The following is a 13,533-nucleotide window of genomic DNA, read 5'->3' as shown; positions in this document are numbered from 1 at the left end:
CCTGTCGGGCCGCTCCCCGGACACCCCCGCTCGCGCCCCGCGCGGTCACCCCGACAGTCGCTGCCCGGCCGGGCTGCCGCCCCCGCTGCGGTGGCCCGGCAGGCCGCCGGCGCGCAGGAGCGCCCGGACGACGTCGAGGGAGGCGGGGTCCTCGGAGGGCAGGCACCGGGTGGCCGCGTCGATGAGCAGGGGCAGCGCGACGGCGCGGCGTTGCGCGTCGGCGCCGGCCGGGGCGGACGTCGCCCGCGCGTCCGGTCCGCACGCGGTGTCCAGCAGCTGCCTTCCCCAGCGCGCCAGCGCAGAGCGTGCCCTGCGGTGCCGGGCGGCGGCGAGCGCGGGCAGGGCCGCCAGGGACCGCTCGTAGCGCCGGAGGATCTGCGGCGCGTGCTCGCGCAGCAGCAGGGCCTCAGGGGCCGGTGTCCGCTCCGGCGCGTGGTCCGGGAGCCGGAGCGCACCGGTGTGCGCGGGAGCGGTCCCGGCCGTGGCCCGGCGCAGTCCGGCCGACAGGGCCGCCGTGAACTCCCGCCCGACGAAGGCCGCGAACGTGGTGTCGTCGAACGGTGCCGGCGGGAACGCGGGTACGCCGTCGCCCTCCGGCCGGGCACGTGTCGTATGGGGTGTCAGGAGATCGTCCATGCCGTCCAGCACAGCAGACGGCGCACATCGCGCACCCACTTCCCGCTGCACCGCCCGGTCATCGGGTGTTCTCGGCGCGGCATCTGGCCGCCCCCCAGGCGGGCGGCCGCGGGCCGCGGCGAGCGTGAGCGGCCGCGTACGGCCCGCACCCGGGCGCAGGCCGCGGTCACCCCGTGAGCAGCCGCGCACGGCCCGCACCCGGGCGCAGGACCACCACTCCCTCGCGCGGCGGCGGCACCGCGGACGGCCCGACTGGGGCGCGCCGGGGCTCCGGCAGCGGGGCGAGGCTGATCGTGCTGGTGCTGTGCTGTCCGACGCCCCACATCGGGCGCTGACCGAGGAGTTCCGGCCGCGCGCTGGCCACGACGAGCAGCGGGGCGTCCGTCGCGCTGCCGGCGAGTCCCTCCAGCCAGTCCTGCACCGGGCCCGGGGCGAGGTGCACGTCGTCGACGCACAGCACCACGGGTCGCTGCCGGGTTCCGGCCAGCAGCACCCGCGTCCAGACCTCCAGCGCCGTACCCGGGGACCCGCCCGAGCGGTCCGGAGCGAGCATGGCACGTAACAGCGGGTCGGCCTCCGGCCCGGGGCCCGCCACCGAGCGGACGAGCGCGGCGAGCGCGGCGTCCGCCGAGGCGGCCGGCCGCGGCCGGCAGGCCGCCCGCCAGGCGTCGAGCAGCGCGGCAGCCGGGGCCGCCGGTCCGCCGAACGCGGGCCGCAGCACCAGCACGTCGTCGGTGGCCCCGGCCCGCCCGGCGAACTCGGCCAGGAGCCGCGACTTGCCGGTGCCCGGCCCGCCGAGAACCGTCAGCAGATAGGGCACCCGCCGGTGCCGGGAGTGCGCCAACAGGCCTGTGAGCACGGTCAGTTCGTGCTCCCGCTCGTGGTGGCCCGCCCCCGGCGCCGGGCTGCGGCGGGTACGGGGCGCGAGGGCCTCGTAGAGACCGTGGCCGGTGCCCCGTCCGCCCGCCACCCGCTGGTACGCGATGCGGTCCTCGGTGTCCGCGACGGCCCGGCCGCCGACGTACACCTTCCCGGGCGGTACCTCGGCGAGCATGTGCCGCGCGGTGTCCAGCAGGACACCGACGGCGGAGACGGCGCTGTCGGGGCGCACCGAGGACCGGCGGATCAGCATGCTGCCGGTCGTCACGACGGCGCTCACGGCCAGTTCCGGCCGGCGCGCGAGCCGGTCCCGCACGGCAAGGGCCGCCCGGACCGCGTCCGGGCCCGCCGACGGCGTGTCGTCCCGCAGTCCGAACAGCGCGGCCCACACCTGCCCGAGGGATCCCACGACCCGGCCCCCGTGCGCGGCGATGCTCTCCGCCGCCGCGGACATGGCGTCGTGCGCCAGCGTGTCCTGCGCCCCGGTCCCGACGTGTTCCCCGGAGGGCCGTACGGCCGCGCGCACCAGGAGCACGGCGACATCGCGCCGTTCGCTCAGCGGCCGGCCGGACTCCGGGCGGAGCACCGGGTCCGACGCCGCGGCGGAGCCGGCGAGGGCGGCCGCGCGGGGCGGGGATTCCGCCGCAGGAGCCCCGCCGGAAGAGGTGCCGGCGGGTTCGGTCACCGCCGTGGCCGGTGTGTTCGCCACGAGAGCGACGGGTTCCGGCGGATGCTCCGCCTGCGCGGCGAGGACCAGCCCCGGATCGTGCCGCAGGATCTGCTGCTGGAGATGCTGCAGTTCGCGCGAGGGTTCGAGACCGTACTCCTCGTCGAGCGTGCGGCGCAGGGAGGTGAAGGCGGCGAGGGCCTCGGCCTGGCGGCCGCACCGGTACAGGGCGAGCATCAACTGCCCGTGCAGCCGCTCCCGCAGCGGCTCCGCCGCGGTCAGGGTGATCAGCTCACCGAGGACGGCCTGATGGCGGCCGCACTGCAGTTCGGCCTCGAAGCGGAACTCCATGGCGTCCAGGCGCAGTTGCCGCAGCCGGGCCATCTCCGGCCAGTCGATGCCCTGCTCCACCAGGTCGGACAGGACCGGGCCGCGCCATTCGTCGAGCGCGTCCCGCAGCAGTTCGGCCGCGCGCAGCGGACGGCCGGCCTCCAGGTGGGTCCGGCCCTCGGCCACCCGCTGGTCGAAGCGGGAGACGTCCAGGCTGCCGGGGGTTATGCGGAGCATGTAGCCGGGGGCGCGGGTGAGCAGTTCGGCCGGGCGGGCCCGGCTGTGGGCGCGGGCCAGGGCGGTACGCAGCCCCGACACGGCGTTCTGGAGGATCTTGCGCGCGGTGGCCGGCCGGTTCTCGTCCGGCCACAGGGCCCGGAGCAACTCGCTCGTGGCGACGACCTGGTTGGCGCGCAGCAGCAACAGGCCCAGCACGGCCCGCTGTTTGAATCCGCCCAGCGCGAGCGTGTGGCCGAGGGCCTGCACTTCCAGCGGTCCCAGGATTCTGAATTCCACGACTGCCCCTCTTGCTCGTTTCGACGGTGGGTCGATCCGGCGGCACCCGTCCGGGATCGTCCGAGGGCCCGCCGTGGTTCTCTGCGCAACCGCGCCAGGCCCGCGGACCGGCCCGTGCATACGGGGGTGTGCCGGTGCGGCGGCGGCTGCGGACGCGATCGGGGCCCGGGCAGGGGGAGCGGCCGGCGACGGGATCCGGAGGGGATCACGCGGCCGGTTGCCGGGGCCGGAAACGGACGGTTGAGACACACGGGACCGCACCGCGAGCCGGAGGCGCGGGCTCGCGCAGGCCGTGCGCGGCTTCGGCCCGGGGCAGCGTCGGCCCGGGCCGGTTCACCTGGCGAGCGGCGCGGACGCCGTCAGCGTCCGACCGCCTCCTGGACTTCCCGGACACCGTCGACGACGACGTCGGCGACGGCGTCCGTACAGTGGTCCAGGTAGAAGTGACCGCCGGGGAAGACCCGGACCTCGCACCCGGACCGGGTGAACTCCCGCCACCGGGCCACCTCGGCCGGCGCCACGACGGGATCGGTGTCGCCCGTCAGCGCGGTGACGGGGGTGTCCAGCGGTTCGCCGGGCGGACGGCGGTATGCCGCGAGCGCGCGGTAGTCGGCCCGCAGGACGGGCAGGGCCAGCTCCAGCAGGTCCGGGTCGGCGAGCGCGGCGGCCGAGGTCCCGCCGAGCCGGCGGACGGCGGCCAGGATCGCGGCGTCGTCCGGCAGTTGGTCGTGCGGGTTCGGCTGCCCGGTGGGCGCACCGCGCCCGGAGAGGAACAGCCTGAGCGGGGCGGGCGCTCCCGAGGCGCGCAGCACCCGGGCGGTCTCGAAGGCGACGAGCGCGCCCATGCTGTGCCCGAACAGGGCGTACGGCCGGTCGGTGGCCGGCCGCAGCGCGGCGGCGATCTGCCGGGCGAGCCCGGCGACGTCCTCGGCCGGCTGCTCCCGCCTGCGGTCCTGCCGCCCGGGGTACTGCACGGCCAGCGCGTCGAGCCGTGGTGACAGACACCGCAGCAGAGGGACGTACGAGGCGGCGGAACCGCCCGCGTGCGGGAAACAGATCAGGCGCACCGCACGGGACTCCTCGGTCCCGAACCGCCTGAACCACAGACTGTCCATCGCTTCCCCCGTCACTACGTCACGTGCTGTCATCCCGGGAGCCGGTACGGCTCCTCGGCGCGGGCCCGGCGCAGGGCGCGCGCCCACCAGCCCAGGCGGTCGAACATCTTGCAGGCGGCCTCGTCGCACTCCTCCCGGGCCAGCGGAAGGCCGTCCGGACCGAAGCTGGACCAGTAGTTGTGGAAGCTGACCGTCTCGCGCACCGTCACGGCGTGCACATCGGCGAAGACCTGCCGCAGCTGCGCCACGGCGGTCAGTCCGCTGGAGGCGCCCCCGTAGGACACGAAGGCGACGGGCTTGGCGTGCCACTCCTCGTCGTACCAGTCGATCGCGTTCTTCAGCGCGGCGGGGAAGCTCTGGTTGTACTCGGGCGTGACGACCACGAAGGCGTCCGCCGCGCCCAGCCACGGCGCGAGGTCCTGGACCGCCCGGGGTCTGAGCGCGTCCCGGTCGGCCGACATCACGTCCGGCAGCCAGGCCGTGGCGAGGTCGATGATGTCGACGTCGAAGTCGTGGCGACGGCCCGCACGGGACGCCAGCCAGTCCGCGACGACCGGTCCGAACCGGCCTTTTCTGACACTGCCGATGATGATCACCAGCTGGAGCCGATCCCCCTCGGCCATGCCGCCCCCCTTTGCGTCCGTGGCGCCGTACTCGTTCTCCGGGCCGTCCACCACCCTCTCCCATGGCGCTTCGGGTTTGCTTCGGGCCGGATTCGGACCTCCGCCCGCACCCTCTTCGGACCGCCGGAGCGCAAAGAATCGGTCAATACTCTGTCACGTTCGAGTTACTGTGATCACATGCGATTCGGGGTGCTGGGTCCGCTGGAGGTGTGGAGCGCCGAGGGAAGACTCGTGCGGGTGCCCGAGGTGAAGGTGCGGACGCTCCTCGCCGATCTCCTCGTCCACCACGGGGAGGCGGTGCCGTCGGTCCGGCTGATCGACGACCTGTGGGGGGAGTCCAGCTACACCGCCCGGCCGGCCTCGTCCCTGCAGGCCAAGGTCTCCCAGCTGCGCCGCGCCCTCGACGACGCCGAGCCGGGCGCCCGCGCCCTGGTGGCCCATCAGCCGCCGGGCTACAGCCTGGAGGTACCCGCGGACGACCTCGACAGCGGGCGCTTCCGCGACCTCGTGGCGCGCGCCCGGCTCGCCGAGGACCCCGCCGAGAAGGCCGCCCTGCTGACGGAGGGCCTGGCGCTGTGGCGGGGCGAGGCCTTCGCCGACTTCGCGGACCAGCCGTTCGCGCGCACCGCGGCCGCCGCGCTGGAGGAGGAGCGGCTGGCGGCCGTGGAGGAGTACGCCGAGGCCCGGCTGGAACTGGGCGAACACGGTGCGCTCGCCGGGGAACTCACCCTCTGGGTGGAGAAGTTCCCGCTGCGGGAGGGGCTGCGCGCGGTGCACATGCGCGCCCTGTACCGGGCCGGGCGCCCCTCCGAGGCCCTCGACAGCTACGCCGACCTGCGCCGCCGCCTCGACGAGGAACTGGGACTGCGCCCCGGCCCCGCGCTCGACGCCCTGCAACAGGCCGTGCTGCGCCACGATCCGGCCCTCGCCGCCCGGGGGCACGCCGAGAGCCCCGCGCGGCCGGCCCCCGCGCGCACCCGCACCAACCTGGGCGCCCCGGTGAGCAGCCTGGTCGGCCGGGACGAGGGCGTGGCCCAGGTGCGCTCCCTGGTCTCCGGCCGGCGCCTGGTCACCCTGACCGGGCCCGGCGGGGTGGGCAAGACCCGGCTCGCCACCGCGGCCGTGGGCGGGCTGGCCGGGGAGTTCCCCGACGGGATCTGGCTGGTGGAGCTGGCGGGCACCGTCGGTCCCGAGGGCGGCGACCCCGCGTGGCTGGCCGAGCGCGTGATGGCCGTGCTCGGCATCCGCGAGGCCGCCACCACCGACCCCGCGGGAGGCCCCGACCGCAAGCTCGCCGACGCACTCGCCGGGCAGCGGCTGCTGTTGCTGCTGGACGGCTGCGAGCATGTGATCGACGACGTGGCCCGGCTGCTGGGCCCGCTGCTCGACGCCGCACCCGGGCTCCATGTCCTGACGACAAGTCAGGAACCGCTGCGGATCGGCGGGGAGACCGTCTGGCCGGTGACCGCGCTGGACCTGCCGGCGCCGGACGAGAACCGGCTGCCGCACCTGCTGTCGGCCAGCGCCGTACGGCTGTTCATCGACCGCGTCGCCGCCGCGGACCCCCACTTCGCGCCCGACGAGGCGACCGCGGTGCGCATCGCCGAGATCTGCCGGCGCCTCGACGGCATTCCCCTGGCCCTGGAACTCGCGGCCAACCGGGTCAGGGCGCTCGGCGTCGAAGAGCTGCACGACCGGCTCGACGACCGCTTCCGCGTCCTGACCGGCGGCTACCGGGACGCCCCGCACCGCCACCGCACCCTGCAGGCCACCCTCGACTGGAGCTGGAGCCTGCTGGAACCCCGCGAGCAGACGGTGCTGAGCCGGCTCTCCGTGTTCGCCGACGGCTGCGAACTGGAGGCCGCCCAAGTGGTGTGCGCCGACGACGGCCTGACCCGGCACGAGGTCCTGGACGCCCTCGCCATCCTGGTCGACCGCTCCCTGGCGCTGCGCGGCGACGAGCCGTCCGGCACCCGGTACCGGCTGCTGGAGTCCGTCGCCGCCTACGGCCAGCAGCGGCTGCGCGAGCAGGGCGCGGCCGGCGTCGCCGGGCGGCACCTGCGGTACTACACCGACCTGGCCGAGCGCGCCGGCCGGCAGCTGAGCGGCGAGGACCAGTGCCGGTGGCTGCTCCGGCTGGACGCGGAGAACGCCAACTTCCGCCGCGCGCTGGAGGAGGCCCGGCGCACCGGCAGCGCCGACCTCGCGCTCCGGCTCGCCAACTCCCTGAGCTGGTACCGGTTCCTGCGCGGCAGGCTCGGCGAGGCGCGCAGGTCACTGGCGATCGCACTGGCCGTCGAGGGCGACGGGGCCTCCGCCGGGCGCGCCGAGGCGGTGTCCTGGCACGCCGGGTTCGCCATCCTGCTGGGAGAGGGCTGGTCCGGCGTCGAACACGTCGTGCACGCCCTGCCCGACGCGGCCCGCACCCCCGGCTCGATCCGCGCCGCCTGGTTCCTCGGCCACGCCCAGCTGAGCGTGGGAGCGCTGGAAGCCGGCGAGGCGAGCGTCCGCCGGGCGCTGGAGGAGTTCCGGGCGACCCGGGACCAGTGGGGTGTCGCGGCCGCCCTGGGCAGCCGAGCCGCGCTGGCCATGGCCCGCGGCGACCTGGACGCGATGCGCCGCGACGCCCTGGAGTCCCGCCGTCTCTTCGTGGAACTCGGCGAGCAGTGGGGCGAGTTGAAGGCCATCGAGGTGCTCGGCGGGTTGGCCGAGATCAACGGCGAGTACGGCCAGGCCGAACAACTGCACCGGGAGAGCCTGCGCATCGCCGAGGCCCTGGAGCTGTGGCCCGAGGTCTCCCGCCAGCTCTCCGGGCTGGGCCGGATCGCCCTGCTGCAGCGGCGCTACCGGGAGGCCGAGGACCTGCACACCCGCGCCCTGCGCCTCGCCGTGGAACAGGGCAACCAGCCGGCGGAGCAGTTCGCCGCGCTCGGCCTCGCCCTCGGCGCCCGGCGTGAGGGGCACCTCGACACCGCCGAGGACCGGCTGCGCCCCTGGCTGTCGTGGAACCGCAGCCGCTACGACGCCCCGGGCCTCGCCCTGGTGCTGGCCGAACTCGGCTTCATCGCGGAGCAGCGCGGCGACGCCGCTCAGGCGTACACCCTGCACCAGGACGGGCTGGCCGCCGCCGTCTCCACCGGCGACCCGCGGGCCGTGGCGCTCGCCCTCGAAGGGCTGGCCGGGGCGCACTCGCTGACCGGCCGCTGGAGCCGCGCGGCACGCCTGCTCGCCACGGCCGCCGCCACCCGCAGGCTGGCCGGCGCTCCCCAGCCCGCCGCCGAACGGGCCGACGTGGAACGGATAGCGGCCCGCATCCGCCGCGCGATCGGCGACGAGGCCTACGCCGCGCGGTTCGCGGAGGGCGAGAAGACCGACCACGGGACGCAGGCAGCCGCCGAGGCCGAGGCCCCGCTGCCGCGCCGCGTCCCGTGACCGGCCCCGCCGCTCACCGCACCGTGCGTCAGGAAGCTTCCTCGCTGAACTCCGTACGCCGGTCGTACTCGGCGCGGGCCACCGCGATCTCCTCCTGGTGCTCCTCGGTCCAGGCCACCAGCGCCTGGATCGTGTCGTGCAGCGTCACGCCCAGCGGCGTCAGCTCGTAGTCCACCCGGGGCGGCACCACCGGGTGGACGGTACGGCGCACCAGGCCGTCCCGCTCCAGCTGACGCAGGGTCACGGTCAGCATGCGCTGGCTGATGCCCTCGATGCTGTGGCGCAGTTGGGTGAAGCGCAGGCTGCGGTTCTCCAGCAGCGCTATGACCAGAAGCGACCACTTGTCGGCGACGCGGTCCAGGATCTGGCGGACCTCGCAGCCCTCGCGGACGTCCCACTGAAGGATGTTGTAGTCGTCGGTACCCGAGCAGTGCCTCGGTGACTTTAAAGTGCCTTCTTCCATGGGACCTCAGCGTGCCCGATGATTCCGACAGTTACAAGTGGGAACCGGCAGGCTCTCGCGTAACCGGGGTGCGTACCCGCGGAATCGAGTTCTTTCCTCGGTTTCTCCGATCCCTGTCCGGGCTCCGCGGATTTCCCCCCGGTCCATCCCTCAGACATTCTCAAGGAGACCTTCAGTGTCCACAGTGCAATCCCCATCGGGCGGCGACACCGATCGCATGAGTGGGCGCGCCTGGGGCGTGCTGTTCGTGCTGTGCGGCGCGATCTTCCTGGAGGGCATCGACGTGGCCATGCTCAACGTGGCCCTCCCGTCGATCCGTGACGACCTCGGGATGTCCACCGGCACGCTGCAGTGGGTCATGAGCGCCTACGTCCTCGGCTACGGCGGGTTCATGCTGCTCGGCGGACGGGCCGCGGACCTCTTCGGCCGGCGCCAGATGTTCGTGTTCTGGCTGGTCGTGTTCCTGCTCTTCTCCGGCCTGGGCGGACTGGCGACCGAGGGCTGGATGCTGCTCGTCGCCCGGTTCGTGACCGGTGTCGCGGCGGCCTTCATGGCCCCGGCCGGTCTGTCGATCATCACCACCGGCTTCGCCGAGGGCCCCCAGCGCAACAAGGCCCTGCTGGTGTACTCCGGCACCGCCGCCGGCGGCTTCTCCATCGGCCTCGTCGTCGGCGGTCTGCTCACCGCGATCAGCTGGCGCTGGGTGTTCTTCGCCCCGGTGATCCTCTCGGCGCTCATCCTGCTCGCCGCCGTCGCCCTCATCCCCAAGTCGCCCCGCCCCGACCGGCAGGGGGAGCCCGTCGACCTGACCGGCGCCGTCACCGTGACCGGCGCGATCCTGCTGCTCGTGTTCGCCGTCGAGCGCGCCACGCACGTCGACGCGGTCTGGACGATCGCCACGGTCGCCGCCAGCCTCCTGCTGTTCATCGCCTTCACCGTCGTCGAGCGCCGGTCGGCGGCGCCGCTGGTGCGGCTCGGCCTGTTCCGGCACGGCGGACTCGTCCGCGCCAACCTCGCCGCGCTGCTCTTCTCCGGCGGATTCTTCGGCTTCCAGTTCATCGTCACGCTCTACCTGCAGGAACTGCGCGGCTGGTCCACCCTGCAGACCAGCTTCGCGATGATCGTGATCGGCATCGACACGGTGCTCTCGCCCACGCTCACCCCCAAGCTGGTCGAGAAGTTCGGCAACGCCCGGGTCATGTTCGGCGGACTGGTGCTGGCCTCCCTGGCCTACGCCCTGATGCTGCCGCTCCAGGTGGACTGGAGCTACGCGCTGATGTTCCCGAGCCTGCTCGTGCTGGGTCTGGCCTTCTCCCTCGCGTACGGCCCGCTCACCATCGCCGGCACCGAGGGCATCGAGGAGGAGGAGCAGGGCGTCGCCGGCGGTCTGCTGTACACCAGCTTCCAGTTCGGCGCCGCGCTCGGCCTGTCCGCAGCCGCCGCCGTCAACATCGCGGCCACCGACGGTTCCTCGCCCACGGCGCTGCTCGACGGTTACAAGGCGGCCCTGTTCGTCCCGCTGATCGCCGCGCTCGGTGCCGCCCTGATCAGCACCCTCGGTCTGCGCAAGCGCGCGGACGACGTGACGGGCGCGCCCGCGCCCGCCTCGGTCGAGGTCTAGCCGCTCCGACCCGTACGTCCCGGTGACACCGGACGCACGGTCCCTGTGACACGCCGCCCTGGCCACAACCCCCGTCGGGTCAGGGCGGCGTCTTTTTTGTGCGTCCGGCGGCATCCGGGGCATTTCCGGTACGGGCCTGCCGACCCGTTTCCTTTCCGGCCGGATATCCCCGGACGTTTCCGCCGGTCCGGCCGTTCCAGGGGCGGGGATTACCGAAGACTTCCCGATTACCGGGGTGTGACCGCCCCTGGGGAAGAATGAAGACGCGCGATGTTCCCGGGATATGCCCGGCGGGAAGGACGCGCTTTTCCACGCCTTCGCGGGGGCGATCTGGGCGCCGGCCGGCGCACCGCACGGACCGGACCCCGGGGCTCCCCCCATCCCAGACGGACGAGACTGCTCAGGAGGCAGCATGACTACGACGGACAGCGCCGTCGCTTCGGTGCTCGACGAGGTGACGAGCCTGGCCGCGACGCTTCGGGAGAACGGCCCCGAGGCCGAGGAACGCCGCTGGATCCCGGAGGCGAACGTCGATCTGCTGGAGAAGGCCGGTGTCTTCCGGCTGACCGTGCCGCGCCGCTTCGGCGGTCTGGAGGCCCCGGTCGCCGACCAGACCCGGGCCCTCACCGAGATAGCCCGAGCCGACACGGCCACCGGCTGGGTGTCGATGATCTGGCTCGGCAGCGTCTGGATCGTCAGCCTGTTCCCGGACCGCACCCAGGAGGAGGTGTTCGCGGGCGGCTCCGTCCGGGTCTCCACCGGCTTCACCCCGTCGGGCACCCTCACGCCCGCCGAGGGCGGCGGCTACACCCTGAACGGCACCTGGAAGTGGCTGACCGGCTGCCGCGGTGCCCAGTGGGCCATCCTCGCCGCCCTGCTGGAGGGCCCGGACGGCACCCCGGTGCCGCACGCGGCCCTGGTCCCGGTCTCCGACATCACCATCGCCGACGACTGGCACGCCGCCGCCGCGGCCGGCACCGGCAGCTCCAGCGTGACCGCCGCGAACGTCACCGTGCCGGCCCACCGCGTGGTCGGCCTGATGGACGTGCTCGCCGGATCCACCGGCGACCGCTCCAACACCGGTGCCGACGGCCGCAACTACGCGCTGATCCCGCTGCTCATGGCGCATGGCGCCGCCGTGTTCCTCGGCATGGCCAAGGGCGCGCTGGAGCTGTTCCTGGAGCGGCTCCCGGGACGCGGCATCACCTACACCTCCTGGACCGACCAGAGCCAGTCGCCGGTCACCCAGATCCAGGCCGCCACCGCCGCCAACAAGATCGCCGCGGCGGAGGCGCTCCAGGAGGGCTGGCTCACGCTCCTGCAGCGGCACGCCGACGCCGGCACCCAGCCCTCCCTGGAGGAGCGGGCCGAGGTCCGCGGCCGGGCCGCGTTCGCGGTCCAGCTGGCCAAGGAGGCCGTCGACGGGCTCTACGAGGCCAGCGGGGCCTCAGTGATCATGCGCGACGTTCCCCTCCAGCGCTTCCACCGCGATGTGCGCGGCCTCGCCCTGCACGCGCTGTACGCGTTCAACAGCAACATGGAGGTGCACGGCCGCTCCCTCCTCGGCCTGGCCCCCGACACCCCCTTCCTGTGATTTGCCCGGCCCTCGGGCCGGCGCACTGAGTTCCCTGTGCCCGGGCCGCTCGTCCCCGACGGGGCGGGCGGCCCGGGCACGGCCATGCCATGTCCGTACGCGAACACCCCGGGAGACAGTGATGAGCAAGAACACCGGCGACAGCGCTCCGACCGTCCTCGTCCTGGGCGGCACCGGCAAGACCGGCCGCCGCCTGGCAGGCCTGCTGCGCGAACGCGGCGCCCGGGTGCGGGCCGCGAGCCGCAGCGGCGACGTGCGCTTCGACTGGGACGACCGCTCCACGTGGGAGCCCGCGCTCACCGGCGCGCAGGCGGCCTACCTGGTCGACATGCAGGACAAGCCGGGGGCCTGGGACGCCGAACTGCACATCCGTGAACTCGCCAAGCTCGCCGTCGAGTCGGGCGTGCGCCGGCTGGTGCTGCTCCAGGCCCGGGTGACCGAGCCGGTGGGCGGCAAGTCCCTGATCGCCGGCGAGCGCGCGGTGCGGGAGTCCGGCGCCGAGTGGACCGTGCTGCGGCCCAACTGGTTCAACCAGAACTTCGACGAGGGCGTGCTGCTCGACGGCGTCCTCGCGGGCGAGCTGCGGCTGCCCGCCGGCGACGGCCGGGAGCCCTTCGTGGACGCCGACGACGTGGCGGCCGTGGCCGCGGCGGCGCTCCTGGAGGAGGGCCACGCGGGACAGACGTACGAACTGAGCGGGCCGCGCGCACTCAGCCTCGCCGAGGCCGCGCAGGAGATAACGAAGGCCACCGGGCGGGAGATCCGCTACGTCGCGGTCGGCCACGAGGAGTACGTCGAGGAGCTCGTGGGGTACGACGTGCCCGCCGACTACGCGCGCTTCGTCGCCGACCTCGTCGGCCAGATCCGGGACGACAAGAACGCCGCTCCCACGGACACCGTACGGCGCGTCCTCGGACGCGAGCCCCGCGATTTCACGGAGTTCGCCGCACGGGCCGCCGCCTCCGGTGCGTGGAACGTCTGAACGGACGGTATGGCAGGGGTCAGTCGGTCACTTCAAAGTGCCTTCTTCCATGCCCGGAAAACACCGGGCAAGCTGGCCCGGAGTGAATGAACAGAGATAGGAGCCGTCGTCATGGCGACCAAGGTCGACTCGTTTTCCGAGATCGCCGACAAGTTCTTCGAGTACATCAGTGACATCCGTTACTGCACCATGATCACGGTCGACAAGAAGTCCCGTCCGAGGGCCCGTGTCCTGCTGCCCATCTGGGAAGTCGTCGACGGCAGGCCCGTGGGCTGGCTCGCCGCGTACAAGACGCCGGTGAAGGTGGCGCACCTGGCGAACAATCCCCACACGACGTACTCGTACTGGAATCCCCGGCAGAACGCCGTATTCGTCGACAGTGTCTCGACCTGGGCCGAGGACATGGAGACCAGGACCTACGCCTGGAATCTCTATCAGAAGGGAAGTCCGGCCGGCGTCGGATACGACCCCTACAACTTCTGGAGCGGCGGCCCGGCCGACCCGAAATACCATGTCCTGCGCATCGACCCCTGGCGCGTCCAGGTCCTGCGCGGTTCCGACCTCAGCAGCCGGATCTGGACCGACGTGAGCCACCGCTGACTGCGTGACACGCACAAGCCCCGCCGGCAAGCGTCCCGGCGGGGCTTCGGCGCATCAGGGCTGCCGTACGCCGAC

10 protein-coding genes are annotated in these 13,533 nt (G+C 73.8%); 5 read left to right on the top strand and 5 right to left on the bottom strand.

Translation table 11 applies throughout. The annotated features are described in order from the left end of the window. Positions 1-45: 45 nt before the first annotated feature. From ACIP4Y_RS08980 to ACIP4Y_RS08965, 4 genes are all read right to left on the bottom strand, one after another. Positions 46-636 (bottom strand): hypothetical protein, encoded by a 591-nt coding sequence (locus ACIP4Y_RS08980; RefSeq protein ID WP_401389738.1) that lies wholly within the window; start codon positions 634-636, stop codon positions 46-48. A gap of 166 nt (positions 637-802) precedes the next feature. Further along, the gene (locus tag ACIP4Y_RS08975; protein WP_401389735.1) at positions 803-3,028 is read right to left on the bottom strand and encodes a BTAD domain-containing putative transcriptional regulator; all 2,226 of its coding nucleotides are present in this window, start codon (positions 3,026-3,028) and stop codon (positions 803-805) included. Between the two features lie 359 nt (positions 3,029-3,387). Continuing rightward, positions 3,388-4,143 (bottom strand): thioesterase II family protein, encoded by a 756-nt coding sequence (locus ACIP4Y_RS08970; protein WP_401389733.1) that lies wholly within the window; start codon positions 4,141-4,143, stop codon positions 3,388-3,390. Between the two features lie 29 nt (positions 4,144-4,172). Further along, positions 4,173-4,766 (bottom strand): NAD(P)H-dependent oxidoreductase, encoded by a 594-nt coding sequence (locus ACIP4Y_RS08965; RefSeq protein ID WP_361476922.1) that lies wholly within the window; start codon positions 4,764-4,766, stop codon positions 4,173-4,175. 177 nt (positions 4,767-4,943) lie between these two features. On the opposite strand from ACIP4Y_RS08965, the gene ACIP4Y_RS08960 reads away from it, so the two are divergent. Beyond that, on the top strand, positions 4,944-8,198 hold the full coding sequence (locus ACIP4Y_RS08960) for a BTAD domain-containing putative transcriptional regulator (protein WP_401389730.1): 3,255 nt from the start codon (positions 4,944-4,946) through the stop codon (positions 8,196-8,198). A gap of 28 nt (positions 8,199-8,226) precedes the next feature. On the opposite strand, the gene ACIP4Y_RS08955 is transcribed toward ACIP4Y_RS08960, so the two are convergent. Beyond that, on the bottom strand, positions 8,227-8,661 hold the full coding sequence (locus tag ACIP4Y_RS08955; protein WP_401389727.1) for a winged helix-turn-helix transcriptional regulator: 435 nt from the start codon (positions 8,659-8,661) through the stop codon (positions 8,227-8,229). 217 nt (positions 8,662-8,878) lie between these two features. Here ACIP4Y_RS08955 and ACIP4Y_RS08950 point away from each other — a divergent pair, with 217 nt between their 5' ends. The 4 genes from ACIP4Y_RS08950 to ACIP4Y_RS08935 all read left to right on the top strand — a co-directional run bounded on the left by ACIP4Y_RS08950 (position 8,879) and on the right by ACIP4Y_RS08935 (position 13,458). After that, positions 8,879-10,282, top strand: a complete 1,404-nt coding sequence (locus ACIP4Y_RS08950) for an MFS transporter (protein ID WP_401389724.1) — start codon at positions 8,879-8,881, stop codon at positions 10,280-10,282. A gap of 412 nt (positions 10,283-10,694) precedes the next feature. Further along, positions 10,695-11,876 (top strand): acyl-CoA dehydrogenase family protein, encoded by a 1,182-nt coding sequence (locus tag ACIP4Y_RS08945; protein ID WP_401389721.1) that lies wholly within the window; start codon positions 10,695-10,697, stop codon positions 11,874-11,876. 121 nt (positions 11,877-11,997) lie between these two features. Continuing rightward, on the top strand, positions 11,998-12,858 hold the full coding sequence (locus ACIP4Y_RS08940) for an NAD(P)H-binding protein (RefSeq protein WP_401389718.1): 861 nt from the start codon (positions 11,998-12,000) through the stop codon (positions 12,856-12,858). A 111-nt stretch (positions 12,859-12,969) separates the two neighbouring features. Next, on the top strand, positions 12,970-13,458 hold the full coding sequence (locus ACIP4Y_RS08935) for a pyridoxamine 5'-phosphate oxidase family protein (RefSeq protein WP_401389715.1): 489 nt from the start codon (positions 12,970-12,972) through the stop codon (positions 13,456-13,458). Positions 13,459-13,533 lie beyond the last annotated feature (75 nt).

This window comes from Streptomyces sp. NPDC088810, assembly GCF_044750305.1.
Lineage (GTDB): Bacteria > Actinomycetota > Actinomycetes > Streptomycetales > Streptomycetaceae > Streptomyces.
The sequence above is the reverse complement of the archived record's forward strand: the minus strand, read 5'-3'. Positions and strand labels throughout refer to the sequence as shown.